The organism is Buchnera aphidicola (Periphyllus lyropictus) (genome assembly GCF_024029895.1).
Classification (GTDB): Bacteria; Pseudomonadota; Gammaproteobacteria; order Enterobacterales; family Enterobacteriaceae; genus Buchnera_J; species Buchnera_J aphidicola_BA.
Genome location: NZ_CP097457.1, coordinates 205,060 through 229,677 on the forward strand (window position 1 = coordinate 205,060; position 24,618 = coordinate 229,677).

Sequence of the window (24,618 nt, forward strand, 5' to 3'; positions counted from 1 at the left end):
TTAAAATTATTAAGAATTTTTTATTATAATAATGGATTTTTTTTGAATAAAATTTTTGGTGAATAATTATTAGTTATTGTATATTTATTTATAATTACTTTTTTTACATTTTTCATTGATGGTAAGTTATACATTGTTTTTAATAAAATTTTTTCTAAAATTGATCTTAATCCCCTTGCTCCTGATTTTTTTAAAATAGATTTTTCTGCAATTTTTTTTATAGAATCTTCACAAAATTTTAATTTTACTCCTTCCATTTCAAATAATTTTTTATATTGTTTTATTAAAGCATTTTTAGGTTGACATAATATTTTAATTAGTTCTTTTTTATTTAATTGATTTAATTCAGTAATAATAGGTAATCTTCCTATAAATTCAGGAATTAATCCAAATTTAATTAAATCTTGAGGTTCGATGATATTTAAATTATTAGTTTTTTTTAATTTTTTTTTTATTAGATTTTTTTTATAAAATCCTATTTTAGATTTTTTATTTATTCTTTCATTAATAATTTTTTTTAATCCTAAAAATGTTCCTCCACATATAAATAAAATTTTTGAAGTATTTACTTGAATAAATTCTTGTTGAGGATGTTTTCTTCCTCCTTGAGGGGGTACTGAAGCGATAGTTCCTTCAATAATTTTTAAGAGAGATTGTTGAACTCCTTCTCCTGATACATCTCTTGTTATTGATGGATTACTCGATTTTTTAGATATTTTATCTATTTCATCAATATAAATTATTCCAGATTGTGCTTTTTTAACATTATAATTACATTTTTGAAGTAATTTTTGAATTATATTTTCAACATCTTCTCCTACATATCCAGCTTCTGTTAAAGTTGTAGCATCAGCTATTATAAACGGAACTTTTAAAAATTTTGCTAATGTTTCTGCTAATAAAGTTTTTCCACTTCCAGTAGGCCCAATTAATAAAATATTGCTTTTTCCTATTTCTACTTCTTTATCTGATGATATATATAAACTTTTATAATGATTATATACTGCTACAGATAATATTTTTTTTGCTTTATTTTGACCAATTATATAATTATCTAATTCTTTTTTTATTTCTTTAGGCTTAGGTAAATTTTTAAATTTTTTATAAGGAAAATCAATATTTTTTTTTTCTTTTTTTAAAATATTATTGCATAAATATATGCATTGATCACATATGTATGCTTTAGATCCTGCTATAATTTTTTTAACTTCATCTTGATTTTTTTTACAAAAAGAACAATTTAATTGATTATTATTATTTTTTTTTTTATTTTTCATTATTACCTCTTTTTTAAAAAAATAATTTTTTTATTTTTTTTCTAATATAGAATCTATTAATCCATATTTTAAAGCTTCTTTTGATGAAAGAAAATAATCTCTTTCTGTATCTTTATTTATTTTTTTAATGCTTTTTTTTGTATTATGAGATAGTATTCTATTGATATTTTTTTTAATTTTATCAATTTCTAAAGCATGAATTTTAATATCAGAAGCTTGTCCTTGATAACCACCTAAAGGTTGATGTATCATAATTCTAGAATTTGGTAAACTAAATCTTTTTCCTTTTTTTCCTGAAGATAATATTAATGCAGCCATAGATGATGCTTGACCTATGCATACAGTATTTACGTCAGGTTTGATAAATTTTATAGTATCATATATAGATAATCCTGAAGTAACAATTCCTCCTGGAGAGTTTATATATAAAAAAATATCTTTTTTTTTATTTTCTGATTCTAAAAAAAGTAATTGAGATATAATAAGATTTGATAGGTTGTCATCAATAGATCCTGTTAAGAATATTATTCTTTCTCTTAACAATCTAGAATAAATATCAAAAGATCTTTCTCCTAGAAAATTTTTTTCAATAACTGTTGGAATTATACTATTGTTTCTTATTTTATTTTTTTTATCATACAACATTTTTTTTCCTTAATTTTTTTAAATTTTATTTTTATAGAGTTATTTTTCCAATTTTTTTTAAAGCTTTTTCTAGGTTTAGATATTTTTTTTTAATAGAGATATTTGAAAAAATATAATAAAATGCTTTTTCTATTAATAAAGAAGATTTAATATTTTTTAAAATTAGTTTTTTTTCTTTTTTTGATATTTTTTTTGAAATATTATTTTTTAAATTAATAATATAATTTTTAAATATTTTTTTTATAGAATTTTTGCTTATATATAATGATTCTTGAGAAATAATTTTATTAATTAGATCATGAATTATCATTTTTCCAATAATTTCTTTTTTTATATTTTTATCATATATTTTTATAAATATATTTTTTTCTTTTTTATATTTTTCAAAAATTATTTTTTTTAATATATTTTTTTCTTTTTTATTTATTTTTTTTTTAAATTTTTTTTTATTTATTTGAATCCAAGTTTTTATAAATTTTTCTTTTAAATATTGGTATTCAATTTTTTTAGCTTCTTTTTTTAGTTTTAGATATATTTTTTTTTTTAATTCTTCAATATTTTTTTCTTGAAATCCAAAATTTTTTATTTTATTAAAATCTATTTTATTTATTTTTTTTTCTTTAATTTTTATTATTTTTATTTTTATTATTATTTTTTTTGATGAAATTTTTTTTTCAGGATGATATTTTGAAAATTTTTTATTAATAAAAATTATATCTCCTATTTTTTTATTAATAATTTTTTTGTAAATTTTTTTTAATAAAAAATTTTTATTAATATATATTAAAAAATTTTTTTTTTTTGATATGTATTTTTTATTTTTTTTTAATATTAATTTATAATTAATAATTACTTTATCATTTTCTGATATAGGTTTTTTTTTATTTTTCCAAGGAGTAATATTTTTTTGAAGATTAATAAGAGTTTTTAAAATATCTTTTTTTGTTATTTTAATTTTTAATTGATATAATTTTATTAATTTTAATTTTTGTAATAATTTTTCAGAAGGAATTGTAAATTTTATTGTATAATTAAAATTACTTCCTTTTTTATATTTTTTGAAAAAATATTGAAGATTATAATATTTTTTTATTTTTTTTTTTTTTAATACATCAATAAAATGTTGATTAATTAATTTATTTAATGTTTTTTTTAATACTTCTTTTTTAAATTTTTTTTTTATAATATTAAATGGAACTTTTCCTTTACGAAATCCATTTATAAAAGAATTTTTTTTTAAATTTATTAGTTTTTTTTTAACTTTTTTTTCTATTTTTTGACTAGATAAAACATTTTTTATTTCTATGTTATTCATTTTTAATGATTTATTTAAAATAGTATTCATTATTTTCCTTTTTAATTAAATATATATTTATATAAATTAATTATTTTTATATTTATTAAGTTTTTTAAATTTTATTTTTTATTTGAAAATTTAAAAAAAAATAATTTTTTAAATTAATTAAAACATTTTGTAGGATTTATTTTTTTATTTTTTTTTATATTCCATTCTTTTTCAGTATAAGTATATAATTCTATTCCATGTATTTTATTTTTTATTTCTTTAGATAGGATATTATAAATTGTTCTATGTCTTTCTAATATTTCTTTTCTAAAAAAATAATTACTAATAATTATTATTTTAAAGTGAGAATATTTTTTTTTAAGATTTTTATGAACAGAACTTTGATTAGTTATTTTTATTTTTTTTATTTTTATTTGATTTTTTATTTTTTTTTTTATTAAATTTAACATTTTTTTTATTTTTTTTAAAAGATTAGTATTTTAATATTTTAAAACAAAATAATTAAATTTGAAAAAAAGTGTTATTTTTTAAAAAAAATAATTAAAAAAAAATTATTATTTTTTAAATTTTAAAATATTTTTTATATTTTGGTTATTTTAATATTATAATACTTAAAAAAAATTAAAGAGATTTTTTTATTGAATTTTTAAATATTTTATTTAAATTTTTTAGAAAAATATTTATTTATATGTTTTTGAGGTTTTTTATGAACTTTTTTAAAACTAAAAAAAATTATTTTTTGCTTTTTTTCGTATTTTTATTAAATGGATGTAGTGGAGGAATTACTTCTCCAAAAGGAATTATAGCAATTGAACAAAGAAATTTAATATTAATTTCTTTTTTAGTAATGTTAATTGTTGTTATTCCAGTAATTTTTATGACTTTATTTTTTTCTTTTAAATATCATCATACTTCTAAAAATTCTCAATATAATCCAAATTGGAATAATTCTCATAAAATTGAGTTATTTTCATGGGGTATTCCAATTATTTTAATAACTTTTTTAGCTTTTTTATCATGGAATAAAACTCATGAATTAGATCCAAGGAAAGAAATAAAAACACATTTTAATCCAATAAAAATTAAAGTAGTATCTTTAAATTGGAAATGGTTATTTATTTATCCAAAACAAAAAATTATTTCTATTAATGAAGTTGTTTTTCCTACAAATGTTCCAATTAAATTTTATATTACTTCTAAAACTGTTATGAATTCTTTTTTTATACCTTCTTTAGGTAGTCAAATATATGCTATGCCAGGTATGATATCTAAGTTAAGTTTGATTTCTAATTTTTCTGGAATTAATAAAGGAATTTCTTCTAACTATAGTGGATCTGGATTTTCAGATATGAAGTTTGATGCGTTTTCTGCTTTTAATTTAAATTTTTTTAATTCATGGATTTATAAAGTTAAAAAAACTGGAAAAAATATTAAAAATTTAGATAATTCATTTAATATTTTTTATAAAGATTTTAAAAAATATTTTGTTTTTTCAGATTTTAATATTATTAAGAAATTACTTGATTAATAAAAAATTATAATAAATTTTTTAGGGTTTTTAAAAAATTTTTTAAAGAACTATGAAAGGATATTTTATGTTTGGAAAATTATTATGGAAAGATATACCTTTTCATGAACCTATTATTGTTATTACTTATGCTTCTATCATTTTTATATCAATAATTTTAGCTGGATTTATTACATATTTTAAAAAATGGAAGTATTTATGGAAAGAATGGTTTACTACATTAGATCATAAAAAAATTGCAATTATGTATATTATTTTAGCATTTGTAATGTTATTTAGAGGTTTTGTTGATGCTATTATGATGCGTATTCAGCAATATTTAGCTTCTTTAAATCATCCATCTGGATTTTTACCACCAAATCATTATGATCAGATTTTTACTGCTCATGGTGTAATTATGATATTTTTTGTGGCTATGCCGTTAATTATCGGTTTAATGAATTTTGTTGTTCCATTACAAATTGGAGCACGTGATTTAGCTTTTCCTTTTTTAAACAATTTAAGTTTTTGGATGACTGTAAGTGCTGTTATTTTGATAAATTTATCTCTTGGAATAGGTGAATTTGCTAAGACAGGATGGTTAGCTTATCCTCCATTATCTGAGATGCAGTTTAGTCCAAGTGTAGGAGTAGATTATTGGATTTGGTGTTTACAAATTGCTGGTATTGGAACTACATTAACTGCTATTAATTTTTTAGTAACTATTTTAAAAATGAGAGCTCCAGGAATGACAATGTTTAAAATTCCTGTATTTACATGGACAGTTTTATGTTCAAATTTGTTAATTATTGCTTCTTTTCCAGTTTTAACTATTACTTTATTATTATTAACTTTAGATCGATATTTAGGTTTTCATTTTTTCACTAATGATATGGGTGGAAATATGATGATGTATGTAAATTTAATTTGGATTTGGGGACATCCAGAAGTTTATATTCTTGTTCTTCCTGCTTTTGGAATTTTTTCAGAAATTGTTTCAACATTTTCTAAAAAATCTTTATTTGGATATTATTCTTTAGTTTGGGCTACATTATCTATTACGATTTTATCTTTTATTGTTTGGTTACATCATTTTTTTACTATGGGAGCTGGAGCAAACGTTAATGCTTTTTTTGGAATTACGACAATGATTATTGCAATTCCAACTGGTGTAAAGATTTTTAATTGGTTATTTACAATGTATCAAGGAAAAATTTATTTTCATTCTTGTATGTTTTGGACTATTGGTTTTTTAATTACTTTTTCTATAGGTGGAATGGCAGGAGTTTTATTATCTTTACCGCCTGCAGATTTTGTTTTACATAATAGTTTATTTTTAGTTGCTCATTTTCATAATGTTATTATTGGAGGAGTAGTATTTGGTTGCTTTGCAGGAATAACATATTGGTTTCCTAAAGCTTTTGGTTTTGTTCTTAATGAAACTTGGGGAAAAATAGCTTTTTTATTTTGGGTTATCGGTTTTTGTTTTGCTTTTATTCCTTTATATTTTCTAGGTTTTATGGGAATGACACGAAGATTAAGTCAAAATATTGATTATAATTTTCATACTTTGTTATCTATAGCTTGTATAGGAGTATTTTTTATTTTTTTAGGTGTATGTTCTCAAGTTATTCAATTTGTTATATCTATTAAAAATCGTAAAAATAATTTAGATGTTACAGGAGATCCTTGGGATGGAAGAACTTTAGAATGGAGTATTTCTTCTCCAGCTCCAATTTATAATTTCTTTATTATTCCTAAAGTTAAAAGTAGAGATGCTTTTTGGAAACAAAAACAAAAAGAAAAATTAAATTTAAATAAAATTAAAAAAAAAATTATATATAAAGATTTATATATTCCAAAAAATAGTTTTTATGGAATAATTATTAGTTTATTTACAACAATATTTGGATTTTCAGCAGTTTGGCATATTTGGTGGTTGTTTTGTTTTTCTTTTATTAGTATTTTTTTTATTTTTTTATATAAAAGTTTTCAAATAGAGAGAAAGTATTGTATAAAAAAAGAAAAAATAAAAAAAATAGAAGATATTTATTATAAAAATTTAATTAAATAGAGTTTAAAATATGCTATATAATTTTTTAAAAAAAATATTTTTTAAAAAAGAAAATAATTTTTCTAAAGATATTTTTAATATAAATAAAAAAGTTATTTTTGGATTTTGGATTTATATTATGAGCGATTGTATTATGTTCGCTACTGCTTTTTCTGTTTATTTTGTGATGGTTAATAATATTTCTAACGGGCCTTCTGGAAAGGATATTTTTAATTTAAATATTGTTGAATTGGAAACGTTATTTTTATTATTAAGTTCATTTATGTTTAGTATATCTTTAAATTTTTTAAAAAAAAATAATTCTTTTATGGTTTGCTTTTTTTTATTTTTAGTTTTTATTCTTGGATTTTTATTTATTTTTTTTGAAAGTTATGAGTTTTTTCTTTTATTTCATAAAAATTATTATCCTACTAAAAGCGGATTTCTTTCATCTTTTTATTTTTTGTTAAGTTTTCATGGAATACATATTATAGTTGGTTTAATTTGGATATTATTAATGATTTTCCAAATTATAATATTAGGAATTAATAAAAATATTATTACTAAAATTTTATGTTTAAGTATTTTTTGGCATTTTTTAGATATTATTTGGATTTTCTTGTTTACTTTTGTATATTTATTTGGAATGATAAAATGATTTTAAAAAACAAATTAATAAATTTTTTTAAAAATTCTGTATTTTTTTATATAATTGTTTTTTTATTTTTGTTATTTTTGTCTTTTTTTCCATTTTTTGTTGTTAAAAACAATACATTTAATCATTGTTGTATTTATTTTTTTTTAATTTTTTGTAGTTTAATTCAAGTTTTAATTCATATATTATTTTTTCTACATCTTAATGATTATAATAAAAATTATTGGAACATATTTTCAATAATTTTTACATGTACAATAATTATTATTATTTTTACAGGTTCTGTTTGGATTATGAGGAATTTAAATCATCATGTTACATATATTTAAAAATATCAAAACTTTTTTTTTTATTATATAGAATTAATTAAACCAAGGATTGTATTACCAAATTTACTTTCTACTTCTTCTGGATTTTTTTTAGCTTCTAATAAAAAAAGTTTAAATATAAAAACTTATTTTTTTGTTCTTTTAGGTACGTTTTTTATTATATCATGCGGATGTGTTTTAAATAATATAATTGATAGAAAGTATGATATGAAAATGGAAAGAACTAAAGATAGAATTTTAGCAAAAAATAAAATTTCTTTAATATATGTATTTATTTTTTCTTTATTTTTATTTATTTTAGGTACATATATTTTATTATTTTTTATAAATACTTTATCTTATTTAATATCTTTTTTTGGTTTATTTTCATATGTTTTTTTATATACTTTTATTTTAAAAAAAAATTCTGAGTATTCAACTATTTTTGGTTCTTTTGCTGGAGCTTGTCCTATAATTATAGGATATTCTTCAGTAAAAAATTCTTTAGATTATTTTTGTTTAATTTTGTTTTTTATTTTCTTTTTTTGGCAAATTCCTCATTCTTATTCAATTTATTTATTGAATTTAAAAGATTATAAAAATGCTAATATTTCAGTTTTTCCAGTTTTATATAATATTCGTAAAACTATTAAACACATGTATTTTTATTTATTTGGATTAATATTATTTACATTTATTTTTACTTTTTTAACTTATTCAAATTTTTTATATAGTATTTTCTTTTTATTTTTAGGATTTTATTGGTTATTTTTAATAAAACAAGGTGATAATCTTTCTAATAATAAAAAAAAATGGTTTAGAAAAATTTTTAGATTTTCTATATTTTATATAATTTTATTAAATTTTTCTGTTTTTATAAATTATTTAGAAATTTTTTAAATACATTTTTTTGGATTAGGAATTCCAGCGATTTTACTAATTTTGATTGCTGGATTTTTAGGAAATAAATTTATTAAATCAACACTATTTAATTTTTTTTTATAAGTTTTATTTATTGCTGTTAATAATATTCTAATTGAAGGTATAATATGAAATTTTAAATAAAAATTTCTTGTAAAAAAAATAATTTTCCAATGAATTTTCTTTATTTTTATTTTTTCTTTTTTTGCTATTTTTAAAGCATATTTTTTATTCCAAAATATTTTTTTCATAAAAATATTTACCTTTAAAAAAAATTTTAATAATGATATAAAAATTTTTATTATAATATTTTTTTATATTTATTTTATTTTTTTATATTAAATCTCATATTAAAAGCTGCTTTATCTAGTACACCGTTAATAAATTTATAACTTTTTTTTGAACCAAATTTTTTTGCCAGTTCTATTCCTTCATTTATAATTACTTTATATGGAATTTCTTTTCTTTTAAGAAGTTCATAAAAAGATATTCTAAGTATAGATTTTTCTATTTCTCCTAATTTATTTATGTTTTTTAATATATATGGTTTTATTAAAAAATCAATTTTTTTTTTATTTATTATAATTCCATAAAAGATTTCATTAAAATAATTTATATCAATTTTTTTTATATATTTTTTATAAAAATGTTTTTTTATATCTTTAAAATTATTTTTAGATATTTGCCATGAATATAAAGCTTGAACTAGACATATTCTTGATTTTTTTCTTAAATTAAGATTCATTTTTTTTTTATTTTTCTCATCATATATAAATTAATTATATTTTTATAAAAATTTTTATTACACATATTTTTTTATATTTATTTTATTTATTTTTAAAAAAATATTGCATATTAATATTATAAAGGTTATTATATTAACACAAAATAAAGCGGGGTGGAGCAGTTTGGTAGCTCGTCGGGCTCATAACCCGAAGGTCGTTGGTTCGAATCCAACCCCCGCAAAAATTATTTCAAAAATTTTTTTTTATTTTTTTAAATTTTTGATAAAAAATTTTAATTTTTCTCTTAATCCATTGAATTTAAAAATCTTTCTTTTTATAGATTTTTTAAAAATTTTTTTATTAGAATAAATAAAAACTTTTTTTTTTGATCTAGTAAGAGCTGTATAAATTATTTCTCTATTTATTATTTTTTTTTTGTTTTTAATAGGAAATATTATATGTATTTTTTTAAATTCAGATCCTTGAGATTTATGTATTGTTATTGCCCATGTAGTTTTATGTTTTGGAATTAAATTAATAGGAATTTTTTTAATTTGATTATCTGGCATTAAAAAAAATACTTTCATTTCTTTATTTTTGTCAAATAAAGTAATTCCTGTAATACCATTAAATAATTTCATATTAATTGAATTTTTTAATATTATTATTGGTTTTCCAATATACCAATTTTTTTTATTTATTTTTCTAAATTTTATTTTTATATTTTTTTTTATTAATTTTTCAAAAATTTTATTAATTCCTTCTATTCCAAAAATTCCTTTTTTAATTAAACATAAAATTCTTATTTTATTAAAAAATTCAAATATTTTTTTAATAGATTTTTTTTTTTTAATTATTTTCCAAAATTTTTTGTAATAAGAAAAAATTCCTTCTATTTTTTTTTTATATAATTTTATTTTTTTTAAATTAAAAAATTTAATTTTTTTAAATTTATTTTTATATATTTTTTTTATTTCTTTTTTTTTATTATATTTTATTATTTTTCTACATATATTAATATCAGATTTTTTTTTAAAACGATATTTTTTTTTTAAAACAAATATATTATTTTCAAAAAAAATATTATTTATATTACTATTATTTTTTTTTTTTATAAAGTATTTTAATTTATTAAATTGTTTTATATGAGATTTTTTTTTATATAGAAAAATAATATCTTTTAGTATTGATCCTAAGTTTATTGAAGGTAATTGATTTACGTCTCCAAAAAATAAAATTTGCACTTTTTTATTTATACAATTAATAATTTTTTCTAACATAAATATATCAATCATTGATGTTTCATCAATTATTAATAAATCTATATTTAATTTCATTTTTTTTTTAAATAATATATTTTTTCTTTTTTTATTTATTTTAAATAAACGATGAATTGTAAAGCATTCATTAGGAATATATTTTTTATATTTATTTTTAATAGATAAAAAAATTTTATTTTTTTTAATAGAATTTATTAATACTGAACTAGATTTTCCTGTAGGAGTAGTTAAAACTATTTTTTTTTTTTTAGATATTATTATAAAAAAAAATATTATTTTTGAAATAAGAGTAGTTTTTCCTGTTCCAGGACTTCCTAATATAAAAGTAAATTTATTTAATAAACATAAAATAATTGAAATTTTTTGTTCAATATTTAAATTTTTAAATATTTTTAAAGAAAAAATTTTTTTCCATTTAGAGTATTTATATTTTTTTGATTTATATTTTTTAGTTAAAAATTGAAATATTTTTTCTTCTATATTCCAAATTTTACTTAAATATAATCTATTTTTTTCTATTACAAGAGGGTAATTTTTGTTTTTATATCCAACTGATGAGCTTTTTAATAGTTCTTTTTTTATATCTTTTATTTTTCCTATTTTTTTTAAAATTTTTTTATTAAAAAATTTTTTCTTTTTTATATTTTTTAATGAAATAAAAGTTTTTCCATGTCTATTAGATAGACTTAAATAAGAAGAAATTATTAAAAGTAATGAGTTTGATTTATTAGATATAGTTTTAGCAAAATAATAATCAATGATATTTATATGTTTTTTTTTTAATAGTTTTTTCATTAATTTTAACATGGTTTTTTATATTTTTGGTTTTTTAAAAAATTTATTATTTATTTTTTTTATTAAAGAATATTTTGGACGATAAAAAAATATTCCATTTTTATAATTTTTTCCATTCATTCCTCTTAAAAAAAGATAATAAATTCCTCCAAAGTTTTTTTTAAAATTATATTTTTTTTTTCGTTTTAAAAAACGATGTAAAGCTATAGAGTATATATAGTATTGAAGATCATATTTTTCTTTAATTATTATTTTTTTTAAATATATTTTGTTATAAAAATTTATATTTTTTCCTAAAAAATTTGATTTATAATCAATTAAGTAATATTTATTATTTTTTTTTATTATTAAATCTATTGATCCTGATAAAATTCCTTTATTTTTTTTTATTTTTATTTTAAATTTTTCTCCATTTTTATTTTTTTTTTTTATTATTTTTGAAAGATTTCTAATATAGAAAATATTTATTTTTTTTTTAATAGGTAAATAAAATTTTAGTTCTTTGACATAGGAGTTTTTTTTTAAATTAATTAAATTTAATTTTTTTGAATTTAATGGATTTATTAAAATTTTATTTATCCATTTTATTAAAATTAATAACCATTTTTTTGATAAATTTATTTTTTTCATTTTTTTTAAAATATAAGATTTTTTAATTTTCTTTTTAAAATCTATTTTTTCTAATATTTCATGTAAGAATTTTCCATATTTTTTTCCTTTTGGAAAATTATATTGATTTGATTGAATTTTTTTTTTATTAATTTTTTTATTTTCTTTTTTCGATTTTTTTTTTTTAAATTTAAATATTGTATTTTTTATTTTTGTATAGCTTGTATTTTCATATTTTTTAAATTTTCTTTTAAAATTTTTTATTTTTATTGTTATTTTTTTTTATTTCTTTTTTTTTTTTAATTTTAATTTTTTTAATCAATTCAAAATTTTTTTCTTTAGTTATTTTTATAATTTCTTTTTTTAGTTTTTTTGAATTCATTTTTTTTTTCTTTTGAATAATATATCCTATCGCGCTATTATGAAAATCTGTTTCTTTATCTTTACTTTTTTTTTTAATTTTTTTAATAATAGGACTTATTCCTAGATTACATTGAAAAATTGCTCGAGTCATTGCGACGTATAATAATCTCATATCTTCAGATAATCTTTCTTTTTCTTCAAATTTTATATATTTTTTTAGTTTTTCTATATTTATAAAACAATTATATTTTTTTTTATTATGAAAAATATATTTTTTAGAAAATTTAAAATTTGAAATAAATGGAATCCAAACAATAGGGTACTCTAATCCTTTAGATTTATGTATAGTAGTTATATTTATTATATTTTTTTGATTATTACTTAATTTTTGATAATATTGTTCATTATGTTCATTTTCTTTTTTTATTTTTTTTTTAAACCATAAAAGAAGAGAACAAAAATTTTTTCTTAATTTTGATTTTATCTCTAATATTTCTCCTAAATGTATTAAATTAGATATTTTTCTTTCATTTTTATTATTAAAAAAATAATTTTTATAAATATTACTTTTAGATAAAATTTCTTTAATAAGATTTAAAATTCCATATTTTTTCCAAAATTTTTTATAATTTATAAATTTATTTTTTAGTTTAGACCATATATTATATTTTTTTTTTATTTTATAAATTATGTACGAATTTTTAAATATAATTAAAGTAGATATTGCTCTATAAAAATAATATTCATTAGAAAGATTAACAATAGATTTAAGTATATAATACATTTCTTGAACTTCATTTTTTTTAAAAATAGATTTTTTATAAGAAGTATAATAAGATCCTATATTAAGTTTTTTTAGTTCATATTGTATTTTTTTAAATTCTTTATAATTTTTTACTAAAATACAAATATCTTTTATTTTTAAAAATTTTTTTTTGTTTGAATTTTGTAAAATAGCTTGTTTTTTTTTTATTTTTTGTATTAAATAATTTATATTTTGAGAGCATATTTTAGCTGCCCAATTTTCATAATTTGAAATTGTATTTGTTTTTCCTTTTTGTAACCAAAATTTTATTGCTTTTTGTTCTAAATTTTTTATATAAAATTTTATTTTATCTGAATAAACTGATGGAATAGTTAAATTATATTTAATTTCTTTAAATAAAAATATATTTTTTGTTCTATTAAATAATTTATTAATTCCGTTTATTAATAATTTTGAAGATCTCCAATTTGTTTTTAAAGTATATATATTAGATATTTTTTTTTTATTTTTAATATAAAAAAATATATCAGCTCCTCTAAAATTATAAATTGATTGTTTTGGATCTCCTATTAAAATTAATGAAGTATTTTTTTTTTTTTTATAAATTTTTTTAAAAATAGAATATTGTTTATTATCTGTGTCTTGAAATTCATCAATAAATGCTATTGGAAATTCTTTTCTTAAATCTTTTTTTAAATTTTTCCTTTTTTTTAATTCTAAATTTAATGAAGAAATTAAATTTTCAAAGCAAAATTTTTTTTTTGAAATTTGTATGAATATTTTCTTTATTTTTTTAATTGAATAGAATAATATTCTTTCTCTTAAAGAAAAATTTTTTTTTAAAAATTTTTCTATGTTTTTGAAAAATTTAAATTTTGTTTTTATTTTTTCTTTTAAATTTTTATTTATTTTTTTATTTTTAAAATGTTTTAGTTCTTTTGGTATAAAATAATTTTTTGTTTTTTTTTTTCTCCATTTTTCTATTTTTTTAATCCATTTCTGAATATTTTTTTTATTATAAATTCTTTTATTTAAATTTTTTCTTTGAAAAAATTTTTGAATATTTTTTTTATTTTTTTTCCATTTTTTTTTGAAATTTTTAATTTTTTTTATGTTATTTTGGTGGATTTCAATAATATTTTTTTTTTTTTTTTTTATATATATTGATATTTTAGATTTTATTTTTAACCATGGTAATATTTCTTGAAATAAATCATTAGGTGTTTTCCAATATTTAATAACTATATTAGATATTTTTTTATTAAATTGATAGAATGTGTTTCTCCAAAAATTATATGTAGATTTTTTGTATAAATAATTTTCATCATATATTTTTTTTTCTGAGAAAGAATATTCATAATTTAAATTTTTTTTTATTAATATATTTTTACAGAATCCATGAATAGTATAAATAGGTGCTTGATTAATTTTTAAATAAGCATTTCTTAATATTTTTTCAGCTTTTTTATAATTTTTTGTTTTTTTAAAAATTTTTTTATAATTTTTATTAAATGTTTTTTTATTTGAAAAATCAATATACAAATTATAGATATTTTTAATTAATCTTTTTTTTATTTCTTGAGTTGCGTTTTTTGTATAAGTAATAATTAAAATTTCTTTAACTAAAAATTTTTTTTTTTTTTATTTATTCCTAATAATAAATTTAGATAAAGTAATATTATTGTAAAAGTTTTTCCAGTTCCTGCAGATGATTCTATCATACTAATTCCGTTAAAAGGTATAAAAAAGGAATTTATTGAATTAATATTTTTTTCATTTTTTTTTCTTTTTATATTTTTTTTCATATTTTTTGTTTTTTTTTTTAAAATTTATAAAATGTTTTTATATATTGAATGCATCCAATATTTACTAATTCTACATATTTTTTTTATAGAATTTTTATTTAATTTGTTTATTATTTTTTTAATATATAAATTTTTTTTATCTCCAAAAGAATATTTATTTCCATTCCATGTTTCAATTATTTTTTTTTTTCCGTAATTTATTTTTTCTTTATTTTTAAAAAGTTTTTTTTTTTTTTTGTCATACATATAATGAAACCAATTTAATCCAGTTTTTGTTAATAAAATAGGTTTTTTTAGTCCATTTATATATCCTAAAATAAATTTTAAAAGATATTTTTTTGCAACATTTTTTTTTATGTTTTTAAATATAACACTTTTGTTTGATCCAATATAATGACTATTAGATTTTCCTTTATTTATACAATAAATTAAATGTTTTATCCATAAATTAATTTTATTAAAATTATTAATATTAAAAGGAGTCCATTTTACTATCCCTTTTTTTTTTGAAATATTTTTTAAATTTCCATAAATATTATAATTTTTTAAAAAAAAATTAATTTTTTTATTTTTAAAATTTGTTTTCAAATTTTTAATTTTTTTCCATATTTTTTTTATTTTTTTTATTTGGTTATTTAAATAAATTGTTCCTAGATTTCCATGAGGAAGTATTCCTGACGATTTTATATTTATTAAAAATTTATGAATATCTTTTTTAAATATCATACTTTTTAATATTTTTTTATTTAAAAGGTAATGATTTTTTATATCAATGTAAAATGGTTCATTATTTTTCCCTGTTATTTCATTTTTATTATAATAAATGTTTAATATTTTATTAAAGAAATATAAAATAGGATTTTTCCAAAATAATATTAATTTATTAATTTTTATTTTTTTGATTTTTTTAATTAAAGGTATTTTTTTTAAAAATTTTTTAGTTTTTTCTTTTATTTTATTTTTTTTTAAAATCCAATTTTTATTAAAGTTATTTCTATTGTCTTTAAAAAAAAAATTTGTTTTTTGAAAAATTTCTTGTGGATATTTAAATATATTAATTTTAATTTCTTTTTTCTTTTTTTTTTTGTAAAAAAAATTATTTTTTATATATTTTTTTAGTTGATTAATTACTATAGAAGGTTCATTATTTTTTATAGAATCATTATTTATATAACTAATATGTATTTTTTTTTTAGTAAAATATATTAATTCAAGAAATATATAATAATTATTTTGATTAATTTTTAAATCTCCAAACCTATTGTTATAATTTATTAAATTATCACTTTTTTTAACTATTTTTTTTGGAAAAATATTTTCATTCATCCCTATAATAAATGTAATTTTAAATTCAATAGTTCTTAAAATGTTAAAATTAGAAAAAGTTATAGAGTTATTATTAAATTTTTTATGTATATAAAATTTTTTTATTTTTTTGTTAATTTCATATTTAATTATTATTATCGAAATTCTTTTTTTATAAGAGCTTTTTTTAATATTTTTTAATAAATTTTTCCAATTTTTTTTAATAAATTTTATTTTTTTTTTATTTTTTTTATTTAAATAAAAAAAATCATAAATTATTTCATTAAATATTTTAATCCAGGATTTACATTTTTTTTTTGTAGATAATTTTTTTTTCCATTTTTTTAAAATACTTAAAAAAAATATAAATTTTTCTAATGTTTTTATTTGTTTTTTATCATGAATACTATATGGATATATTTTTTTCCATAGTTTATTATTTTTTTTTATTCCATATCCTAAAATTATTTTTTTTATTCCATCATCCCAAGTATTTTGGAATGTAGGAAAAATTTTTAATTTTTTTTTATGTTTAGAATTAATCCCCCATCTAATATTTGTATCTTCTGTCCATTTTTTTATAATCTTTATTTCTTTTTGTGAAATTAAAAATTTTTTTGAAATACATTTAAAATTTAAAAAATCTAATATTTTTTCTTTTTTAAATTTACATTCATTTAATGATAAAATTTTATTAAATATATATAAAATAGAATCATTTTTTTCCATTTTTTTTTTATATATATTATATGGTATATTGTGTTTTTTTATGTTTGTGTAAAATATAGAATTTATATATGGAACATATGTTTGTATATTATTTGTTTTAACAATTATATCTTTAGGTTGTATTTTTTTATTTTTATTTAATTCATTTAATATATTATTATGCAATATTTCAATTTCTCTTAAATAGTTATTACATATATGAAAAGAAATAGATTGATCTTCTTTTTTTTTTTTTCTTTTAATATGTTTTAAATAAAAAATATTTTTCTTAATATTATTTAGTAAGTTATTTGAGTTATTTTTAATATAAAAAGTTTTTATTACATTTGAAAAAGAATATATATATTTTAATATTTTTAAATTATTTTTATTCCAATGAGAAATATAAGGATCTTTTTCCCAATTCTTATTTTTTATTGAATTTTTTGAAAAAGGAGTACATATTAAAAAGTAAACATCTATTTTTTTACTAATTTTTTTTAAAATTTTAAAATAAGAAATTGGATAATTATATGGATTAAAAATAAATATCCTAGAAGGAAAATTTTTAAATATTTTTAAATTTTTATCGAGTAAAAAATTTTTTAATAAATTAGAATAATGAAAATTTTTATTTTTATTAAATATTTTGTTCCAAATTTTTTCTTGAAAAGAGTAATTTATATCGTTATTTTTTTTTTTTTTATAATTATTAATCCAATCAGGTCTATAAATTAAATATTGATAAAAAATATTAGATAAATTTTTAAAATATTTAAATTGTATTAATTCAATTTCATTTTTTTTGAAAAAAAATTTTTTTTTAGTTTTTTCAGATAAATTCATTAATTTCCATAATATTAATGATTCATTAAATCTATTATATTTTTTTTTAAAAATTTTTTTTTCTAAAATATAATAGATAAATTTTTCTTCTGTAAAAAAAGAAATATTACTAAATATACCTAAATTTTTTATAAAAATTTTTTTTATGTATTCAGATATTTTTTTTTCAGGTAAAATTATAATTTCTTTTAAAAAAATATTTTTTAACGGTTTTTTTTTTATTATATAACAAATTTTTTTCATTAAATATTTGAAATTATTAGAGCTATAAATTTTTATCATAAATTATTATTTAATATAATTTTAAAAAAAAAATTAAATGAAATTATTTTCTATTGTTCATAGAAAATAATTTTATTACTTAATTATCTTAAATATTTATAATATTTTTTTTTATTTAACATTAATTTTTTATTAATATTTGAAAAATCAATATTTTTTTTATCTAAAGCTTTTTTAAATTTATACATTAAATCCCAATAAATACTTTGAAAATATTCTGTTTTGCTCCAAAATCTTACTACGAAAGTTAAATAATATGGAGACAATTTTTGTAATCTTATTATAATTTCTTTATTTTTCATAACTTTATCTTCGTTTTCTACTACTTTTTTAAGTATTGAGATTATTTTTTTAACATTAGAATTTGGTGATACTTTAATGAAAATTTTATTACGTCTTATTGGAGTTCTAGAGTAATTAATAATGTTTTCAGACATAATTTTTCCATTAGGAGTAATTGTTATTTTTCCATCTATTGTTCTTAAAACTGTATAAAATATATCTATGTTTAATATAATTCCTGAAATTTTTCCTGTACATATATGTTCTCCTTTTTTAAAAGGTTTTAAAATATTTATTAAAATTCCAGAAGTAAAATTAGAAATTACATTTTGAAGAGTAAATCCTATTGCCATTCCAAACGTTCCTAAAATTGCAATAATAAATGTTGGTTGAAAGATAGTAATACGACTTAATATTATTATAATAGTGATTATTATAAGTCCATATTTCCACATATAAAAAAATTTCCATTAGTTTATTGTATTTTTTTTTAGAAAATTTTTTATATTTAATTTATTAAATATTTTTTTTAATTTATTAGAAGTATAATTTTTTGATTTTTGTATCCAATTTCTTGGATCATAGTATTTTTTATTTGGTTTATTTTTTCCTTCAGGATTTCCTAATTGATTTTGCAAATATTTTTTATATTTTTTATAAAATTTTAATATACCTTTCCAAGAATACCATTGTATATCTGTATCAAAATTTATTTTTACTACTCCATATTTTATTGATTTTTTTATATCTGATAATTTAGATCCTGACCCCCCGTGAAATACAAAATTTAATGGTTTTTTTTGTATAATATTATTTTTTTCTCTTACATATTTTTGAGATTTTTTTAGAATTTTTGGTTTTAAATCAATATTTCCTGGTTTATATACTCCATGAACGTTTCCAAAAGAGGCTGCTATTGAAAAATTTGAACTAATTTTTGAAAGTTTTTTATATGCATAATTAACATCTTTTTCTTTTGTATAAAGATATTTTTTTTTTATTTTTTTATTATCTATTCCATCTTCTTCACCTCCAGTACAACCTAATTCTATTTCTAATAACATATTAATTTTTTTCATTTTATTAAAATATTTTTTACAAATTTTTATATTATCTTTTAAATTTTCTTGAGAAAGATCTAACATATGAGATGAAAATAATGGACGTTTTTTTTTATAAAAATATTTTTCTCCTTCTTTAATTAATCCTTTTATCCATGGTAAAAATTCTTTATTACAATGATCTGTATGTAAAATTATTGGAATATTATAGTATTTTTCCATTAAATGTATATGTTTAGCTCCAGATATTGCACCACTTATTGCAGCTTTAAAATTTTTATTTTTTGAATTTGATTGTCCAGATAAAAATATTGATCCTCCATATGAAAACTGTATAATTACTGGAGATTTTATCTCTGATGCAGTTTTTAAAACATTATTTATTGAATCTGTATTAATGCAATTAATTGCAGGAATAGCGAAGTTATTTTTTTTTGCTAATTTAAATAATTTTTTAGTTTCTTTTCCATTTAAAATTCCATTTTTAAAATTTTTAATTTTCTTCATTAAATTATCTCTTTATTTTTTTTAAAATAAATCTTTTTTTTAACATTTTTATTGTAGGTAGCTCTTTTCCTTCAATAAATTCTAAAAAAGCTCCACCTCCAGTAGATATATATGAAATTTTTTCTTTAATATTAAACATTTTAATTACAGATAAAGTATCTCCACCCCCTGCTAAAGAAAAAGCAGTTTTATTTTTTGATATAAATTGAGCTATTTTTTTTGTTCCTTTTCTAAAATTAATATTTTCAAAAACTCCTATTGGACCGTTCCAAATAATTGTTTTAGCTTTTTTTATTATTTTTTTTGCTTTTTTTATACTTTTTTCCCCTATATCCATAATTTCTTCATTATTTTTAATATTATTATATTTTTTATTAAGATAAATTATTTTTTTTGAAGTTTTTTTTTGTACTTTTAAATCTTTAGGTATTATTATATTATAATTTTTTATTAATTGTTGAGCTAAATTAATAAAATTTTTTTCATGAATAGATTTTCCAACATTATTATTAATTGATAAAAAAGTATTTGCTATTCCTCCTCCTACTATTACTGTATCTGATATTTTTGCTAATTTTTTTAGAATTTTAAATTTTGTAGAAATTTTTGATCCTCCTAATATTGTTACTAAAGGTCTTTTTGGATTTTTTAAAGATTTTTTTAAAGATTTTATTTCAGATATAAATAAAGGTCCAGCACATGTTATTTTTGAATATATACCTACTCCATAAGTAGAAGCTTCTTTTCTATGGGAAGTTCCAAATGCATCCATTACAAAAATTTCACATAAAGAAGCATATTTTTTTGATAATTCTATATTATTTTTATATTCTCCTATATTAAATCGAACATTTTCTAAAATTAATATTTCTCCAAATTTTATTTTTATTTTATTATTTATTTTTTTAGAAAAATAAATTTTAGTTTTATATAATATTTTTTTTAAATATTTAACTATTGGAAGTAATGAGTATTTTTTTTTAAATTTTCCTTCTTTTGGTCTTCCTAAATGAGAAATAATAATTATTTTTGCTTTATTTTTTAATGCTAATTTAATTGTTGGAATAGATGCTTTTATTCTTGCATGAGATGTTATTTTTTTATTTTTTATAGGAACATTTAAATCTAATCGAATTAATATTTTTTTCTTTTTTATATTTATTTTTTTCATTTCATTAATTAACATATATATCTCTTTTATTATTTTAACAATTTTTTAATTGTTTTTTTCTTTTTTATTATTATTATTTTTTTTTCTTTTATTTTTAAATTAAGAGATTTTAATTTTATAATAAAAAATTTATATTAAAATTAATTTTTTATCCAGGTTTTTATTCCATCAAGAAACATTTGTGTAGATAACATAATTAATATTAATCCCATAATTTTTTCTAAAACTTTTACTAATTTTTTTCCAAAAATTTTTAGAAATATATTAGACATTAATAATATGGATAAAGTAATACTCCATGCAGTTATTAATGATATTATTAAACACTTTGTTTGATTTGGATTTTGATCAGTTAATAACATTAAAGTTGCTAATATTGAAGGTCCAGCGACTAAAGGTATAGCTAAAGGTACTAAAAATGGTTCTTCATTAAGTTTTATTTTTTTTTTTTTTTTTATTTCATCAGGAAAAATCATTTTCATTGCAATAAAAAATAAAATTATTCCTCCGGATATAGATACTGTTTCAGTTTTTAGATTTAGAAATACAAGAATTTTTTTTCCAGAAAATAAAAATATTATCATAATTAAAAGAGCTGAAAGCATTTCTCTAATTAATATTATTTTTCTTTTTTTAGATTTAAAATTTTTTAAAATTGTCATAAATATTGGAAGATTTCCTAATGGATCCATAATTAAAATTAATAATATTGTTATAGAAATAATTTTTTTCATTATTTTTTTCCTTTATTTATAAAAATATTTTTTATAATATCACTAATTATATATTATTAATTATTTTGTAATGATTTTTTATTTATTTAATTTAAAAATTTTTTTTAAAAATTTTAAATAAAAAAATAAAAATTTAAAAAAACTTTTTTAAATTTTTTAAATACATAATTTAACAAATTAAAAAGGATATTTTTTAAAAATATTTTTTTAAATATTTTTAATTAAAAAAATTATATGAATATTATAAAAAAAAAAGTTGGATTAGTAGGTTGGAGAGGAATGGTAGGATCTGTTTTATTAAAAAGAATGATTAAAAAAAAAGACTTTAATAAATTTATTTCAATTTTTTTTTCTACTTCTGAAGTTGGAAAAAAAAATCCATTTAATTTTAGTTATTCTAATAAAATTTTAAAAGATGCTTATAATATAGAAGAATTAAAAGAATTAGATATTATTATAACATGCCAAGGAAGTGCTTATACTAATAAAATTTATCCATTATTACGTTTTTCTGGTTGGTCAGGATATTGGATTGATGCTGCTTCAGATTTAAGAATGAAAAAAGATTCTTTAATTATTTTAGATCCTATTAATAAAAAAAATATTATTAATTCAATAAATAACGGTATTAAAACTTTTGTTGGTGGAAATTGTACTGTTAGTTTAATGATGTTAGCTTTAGGAGGATTATTTAAAAATAATTTAATAGAGTGGATATCTTTTTCTACTTATCAAGCGGCTTCTGGAGGAGGGTCTGGATATATATTAGAATTATTAAAACAAATGAAATATTTAAATAAAAGTTTACTTAATAATTTAAAGAATTTAGAATCTATTTTAAATGTGGAAAAAATTTTAACTAAAATTACTAAAAATGATAGTTTTCCAACTAATTTTTCTATAGTACCTTTAATAATTAATTTAATCCCATGGATTGATTCTAGTTTAAAAAATGGTCAAAGTAAAGAAGAATGGAAAATGGAATCAGAAACAAATAAAATTTTATGTCGATCTAATACAAATAAAATTTTAATTGATGGAACTTGTGTAAGAGTAAATTCTTTACGTTGTCATAGTCAATCTTTTTTAATTAAATTAAAAAAAAATATTAATTTAAATGAAATAGAAAAAATAATATCTAATCATAATAAATGGGTACGAATTATTCCAAATAATAAAGAATTTAGTATGAAAAAATTAACTCCATTATCTGTAACAGGAACTTTAAATATTCCTATTGGAAGAATTAGAAAATTAAGTTTAGGTCCAAAATATTTATCTGCATTTTCTATCGGTGATCAATTACTATGGGGGGCAGCTGAACCTTTAAGAAGAATGTTAAAATTTTTAATTTAATATTTTTTAAAGTTTAAAATTTTTAAATTATATAAAAAATTATTTTTTTTTTATTAAATAAGAATAAGGCATTTTAGATATATTTTTTTTTATTAAGATATAATTTGAAAAATTACATAAAAAGATAATTTCTCTTTTTAAAGTTATATCATCTGAAATAATTAAAATTAATTCTCCGATTTTTGTTGATCGGAGTTTTTTTCTTAAAAATAACATTGTATCTGGACATCTTAAACCTTTTAAATTTATTATTTTTTTTTTAATATTCATTAATTAAAACACTTTTTTAGAAAAAATTTTGTTAAATTTTTATATATTATATTTTTAATATTAATAAAATTTTTTTAATTAAATATAATAGATATTTCTTTTAATATAATCCAAATTGATTCTTCTTCTATTTTTTCTATAGATAGTTCAATCCAATTTAAAGATTTTATTATTTTTAAAAATTGATTATAAGTATTTTTTTTGCTAGCTCTTATGTAAATTTTTTTATTATATCCCCATATTTTTTTTTTTTTTAAAAATAATTCTTTAAATTTTATATTTGTTTTTTTTAATATAATTAAAATTACAATTTGATTTTCTAAATATCTAACTAATCCTAAAGGAGATACTTTTTGTATGTACAAAGAATGTAATGTTAAAAGAGATTTTTTATTTTTTCCTAAAAATAAATAATTTATCCATTGAAAAATATTTTTTGTTTTATCATCTAAAATTACTTTTTTTATGTATTTTTTTTTAATTTTTTTTTTTAAAAATATGAGTGATAAAATATCTAAGCTTTGATTTAAAAGTAAAATATTTGAATTATATTTTTTGTATAGATATTTTTTTGCTGAATTCGTAATAGAATTTTTTTTTAAATATTTTTTAATCCAATATAAACATTCTTTTTTTGTAAAATTAAAACATGGTATAATTATTTTTTTTTTAGGTAAAATCTTAATAAAATTAGATTTAATAATATTTTTATAATATAAATTATGAATAATAATAATAATTATATTTAATTTAAAAATTTCTTTATTTTTTTCAAAATTTAATAAAATTTTTTTAGTAATGTTTTTTATTTTTATGTTTAAAATTATTATTTTTTTTTTATGAAAAAAATCAATTTTTTTACATTGATAAAAAAATTTTTCCCAATTTTTATTTTTTATTATTTCAATATTTTTTTTAAATTTTATTCCGTTTTTATTTATTTTTTTTAATATTATTTCTGTATATTTTTGAATAAGAAAATATTCTTTTCCATAAATAATATAACAAGATTTTATTTTTTTTTGAATATTTTTTAATATATTTTTTAAATTTAAGTAATTCATTAGATTTTATTTTTTAT

General features: G+C 16.1%; 23 protein-coding genes and 1 tRNA gene. 7 read left to right on the forward strand and 17 right to left on the reverse strand.

All coding sequences use genetic code 11. The features are described 5' to 3' along the window. Positions 1 to 23 precede the first annotated feature (23 nt). The 4 genes from clpX to M5J13_RS01120 all read right to left on the reverse strand — a co-directional run bounded on the left by clpX (position 24) and on the right by M5J13_RS01120 (position 3,677). Positions 24 to 1,277, reverse strand: coding sequence for an ATP-dependent Clp protease ATP-binding subunit ClpX (gene clpX, locus M5J13_RS01105; RefSeq protein WP_252837479.1), 1,254 nt, complete (start codon positions 1,275 to 1,277; stop codon positions 24 to 26). Between the two features lie 30 nt (positions 1,278 to 1,307). After that, complete coding sequence (gene clpP / locus M5J13_RS01110; RefSeq protein ID WP_252837480.1) at positions 1,308 to 1,922, reverse strand: ATP-dependent Clp endopeptidase proteolytic subunit ClpP; 615 nt, start codon at positions 1,920 to 1,922, stop codon at positions 1,308 to 1,310. Positions 1,923 to 1,953: 31 nt separating this feature from the next. Next, the gene (locus M5J13_RS01115) at positions 1,954 to 3,267 is read right to left on the reverse strand and encodes a trigger factor (RefSeq protein ID WP_252837481.1); all 1,314 of its coding nucleotides are present in this window, start codon (positions 3,265 to 3,267) and stop codon (positions 1,954 to 1,956) included. Positions 3,268 to 3,380: 113 nt separating this feature from the next. Continuing rightward, positions 3,381 to 3,677 (reverse strand): BolA/IbaG family iron-sulfur metabolism protein, encoded by a 297-nt coding sequence (locus M5J13_RS01120; protein ID WP_252837482.1) that lies wholly within the window; start codon positions 3,675 to 3,677, stop codon positions 3,381 to 3,383. A 257-nt stretch (positions 3,678 to 3,934) separates the two neighbouring features. Here M5J13_RS01120 and cyoA point away from each other — a divergent pair, with 257 nt between their 5' ends. The 5 genes from cyoA to cyoE all read left to right on the forward strand — a co-directional run bounded on the left by cyoA (position 3,935) and on the right by cyoE (position 8,651). Then, positions 3,935 to 4,756, forward strand: a complete 822-nt coding sequence (gene cyoA / locus M5J13_RS01125) for a ubiquinol oxidase subunit II (RefSeq protein WP_252837483.1) — start codon at positions 3,935 to 3,937, stop codon at positions 4,754 to 4,756. Positions 4,757 to 4,823: 67 nt separating this feature from the next. Continuing rightward, positions 4,824 to 6,809, forward strand: coding sequence for a cytochrome o ubiquinol oxidase subunit I (gene cyoB, locus M5J13_RS01130; RefSeq protein ID WP_252837484.1), 1,986 nt, complete (start codon positions 4,824 to 4,826; stop codon positions 6,807 to 6,809). Between the two features lie 10 nt (positions 6,810 to 6,819). Next, a complete protein-coding gene (locus M5J13_RS01135; RefSeq protein ID WP_252837485.1) occupies positions 6,820 to 7,446 on the forward strand; it encodes a cytochrome c oxidase subunit 3 in 627 nt (208 codons plus the stop codon). Then, positions 7,443 to 7,772: a cytochrome C oxidase subunit IV family protein gene (locus tag M5J13_RS01140; protein WP_252837486.1), complete on the forward strand. Its 330-nt coding sequence runs from the start codon at positions 7,443 to 7,445 to the stop codon at positions 7,770 to 7,772. The genes M5J13_RS01135 and M5J13_RS01140 overlap by 4 nt, the downstream gene beginning before the upstream one ends. Positions 7,773 to 7,808: 36 nt before the next feature. Continuing rightward, positions 7,809 to 8,651, forward strand: a complete 843-nt coding sequence (gene cyoE, locus M5J13_RS01145) for a heme o synthase (protein ID WP_289846681.1) — start codon at positions 7,809 to 7,811, stop codon at positions 8,649 to 8,651. Here the strand turns inward: cyoE and M5J13_RS01150 are convergent. After that, positions 8,648 to 8,923, reverse strand: a complete 276-nt coding sequence (locus M5J13_RS01150; protein WP_252837487.1) for a TusE/DsrC/DsvC family sulfur relay protein — start codon at positions 8,921 to 8,923, stop codon at positions 8,648 to 8,650. The two genes, cyoE and M5J13_RS01150, sit on opposite strands and share 4 nt — an antisense overlap. A 74-nt stretch (positions 8,924 to 8,997) precedes the next feature. Next, entirely contained in the window at positions 8,998 to 9,417 is a 420-nt protein-coding gene (nusB, locus tag M5J13_RS01155; RefSeq protein ID WP_252837488.1) for a transcription antitermination factor NusB, read from the reverse strand. A 147-nt stretch (positions 9,418 to 9,564) separates the two neighbouring features. On the opposite strand from nusB, the gene M5J13_RS01160 reads away from it, so the two are divergent. Further along, positions 9,565 to 9,638: transfer RNA gene (locus M5J13_RS01160), tRNA-Met, on the forward strand. Positions 9,639 to 9,660: 22 nt separating this feature from the next. Here M5J13_RS01160 and recD read toward each other — a convergent pair. From recD to M5J13_RS01205, 9 genes are all read right to left on the reverse strand, one after another. Beyond that, on the reverse strand, positions 9,661 to 11,484 hold the full coding sequence (gene recD, locus M5J13_RS01165) for an exodeoxyribonuclease V subunit alpha (RefSeq protein ID WP_252837489.1): 1,824 nt from the start codon (positions 11,482 to 11,484) through the stop codon (positions 9,661 to 9,663). A 6-nt stretch (positions 11,485 to 11,490) separates the two neighbouring features. After that, the gene (locus M5J13_RS01170) at positions 11,491 to 12,102 is read right to left on the reverse strand and encodes a hypothetical protein (protein ID WP_252837490.1); all 612 of its coding nucleotides are present in this window, start codon (positions 12,100 to 12,102) and stop codon (positions 11,491 to 11,493) included. A 229-nt stretch (positions 12,103 to 12,331) separates the two neighbouring features. Then, positions 12,332 to 14,824 (reverse strand): UvrD-helicase domain-containing protein, encoded by a 2,493-nt coding sequence (locus M5J13_RS01175; protein WP_289846682.1) that lies wholly within the window; start codon positions 14,822 to 14,824, stop codon positions 12,332 to 12,334. Positions 14,825 to 14,832: 8 nt separating this feature from the next. Then, entirely contained in the window at positions 14,833 to 15,015 is a 183-nt protein-coding gene (locus M5J13_RS01180) for a UvrD-helicase domain-containing protein (RefSeq protein WP_252837491.1), read from the reverse strand. 24 nt (positions 15,016 to 15,039) lie between these two features. Continuing rightward, positions 15,040 to 18,156: an exodeoxyribonuclease V subunit gamma gene (locus tag M5J13_RS01185; RefSeq protein WP_289846678.1), complete on the reverse strand. Its 3,117-nt coding sequence runs from the start codon at positions 18,154 to 18,156 to the stop codon at positions 15,040 to 15,042. Between the two features lie 83 nt (positions 18,157 to 18,239). Further along, complete coding sequence (locus tag M5J13_RS01190) at positions 18,240 to 18,893, reverse strand: mechanosensitive ion channel domain-containing protein (RefSeq protein ID WP_252837493.1); 654 nt, start codon at positions 18,891 to 18,893, stop codon at positions 18,240 to 18,242. 15 nt (positions 18,894 to 18,908) lie between these two features. Next, complete coding sequence (fbaA, locus tag M5J13_RS01195) at positions 18,909 to 20,006, reverse strand: class II fructose-bisphosphate aldolase (RefSeq protein ID WP_252837494.1); 1,098 nt, start codon at positions 20,004 to 20,006, stop codon at positions 18,909 to 18,911. A gap of 4 nt (positions 20,007 to 20,010) precedes the next feature. After that, on the reverse strand, positions 20,011 to 21,192 hold the full coding sequence (locus tag M5J13_RS01200; protein ID WP_252837495.1) for a phosphoglycerate kinase: 1,182 nt from the start codon (positions 21,190 to 21,192) through the stop codon (positions 20,011 to 20,013). 125 nt (positions 21,193 to 21,317) lie between these two features. After that, complete coding sequence (locus M5J13_RS01205) at positions 21,318 to 21,911, reverse strand: YhgN family NAAT transporter (protein ID WP_252837496.1); 594 nt, start codon at positions 21,909 to 21,911, stop codon at positions 21,318 to 21,320. A 243-nt stretch (positions 21,912 to 22,154) separates the two neighbouring features. Here M5J13_RS01205 and asd point away from each other — a divergent pair, with 243 nt between their 5' ends. Then, complete coding sequence (gene asd, locus M5J13_RS01210) at positions 22,155 to 23,267, forward strand: aspartate-semialdehyde dehydrogenase (protein WP_252837505.1); 1,113 nt, start codon at positions 22,155 to 22,157, stop codon at positions 23,265 to 23,267. 39 nt (positions 23,268 to 23,306) lie between these two features. On the opposite strand, the gene M5J13_RS01215 is transcribed toward asd, so the two are convergent. Next, positions 23,307 to 23,537, reverse strand: a complete 231-nt coding sequence (locus tag M5J13_RS01215) for a sulfurtransferase TusA family protein (RefSeq protein ID WP_252837497.1) — start codon at positions 23,535 to 23,537, stop codon at positions 23,307 to 23,309. 74 nt (positions 23,538 to 23,611) lie between these two features. Next, entirely contained in the window at positions 23,612 to 24,601 is a 990-nt protein-coding gene (gene holA / locus M5J13_RS01220) for a DNA polymerase III subunit delta (RefSeq protein WP_252837068.1), read from the reverse strand. Between the last annotated feature and the right edge of the window lie 17 nt (positions 24,602 to 24,618).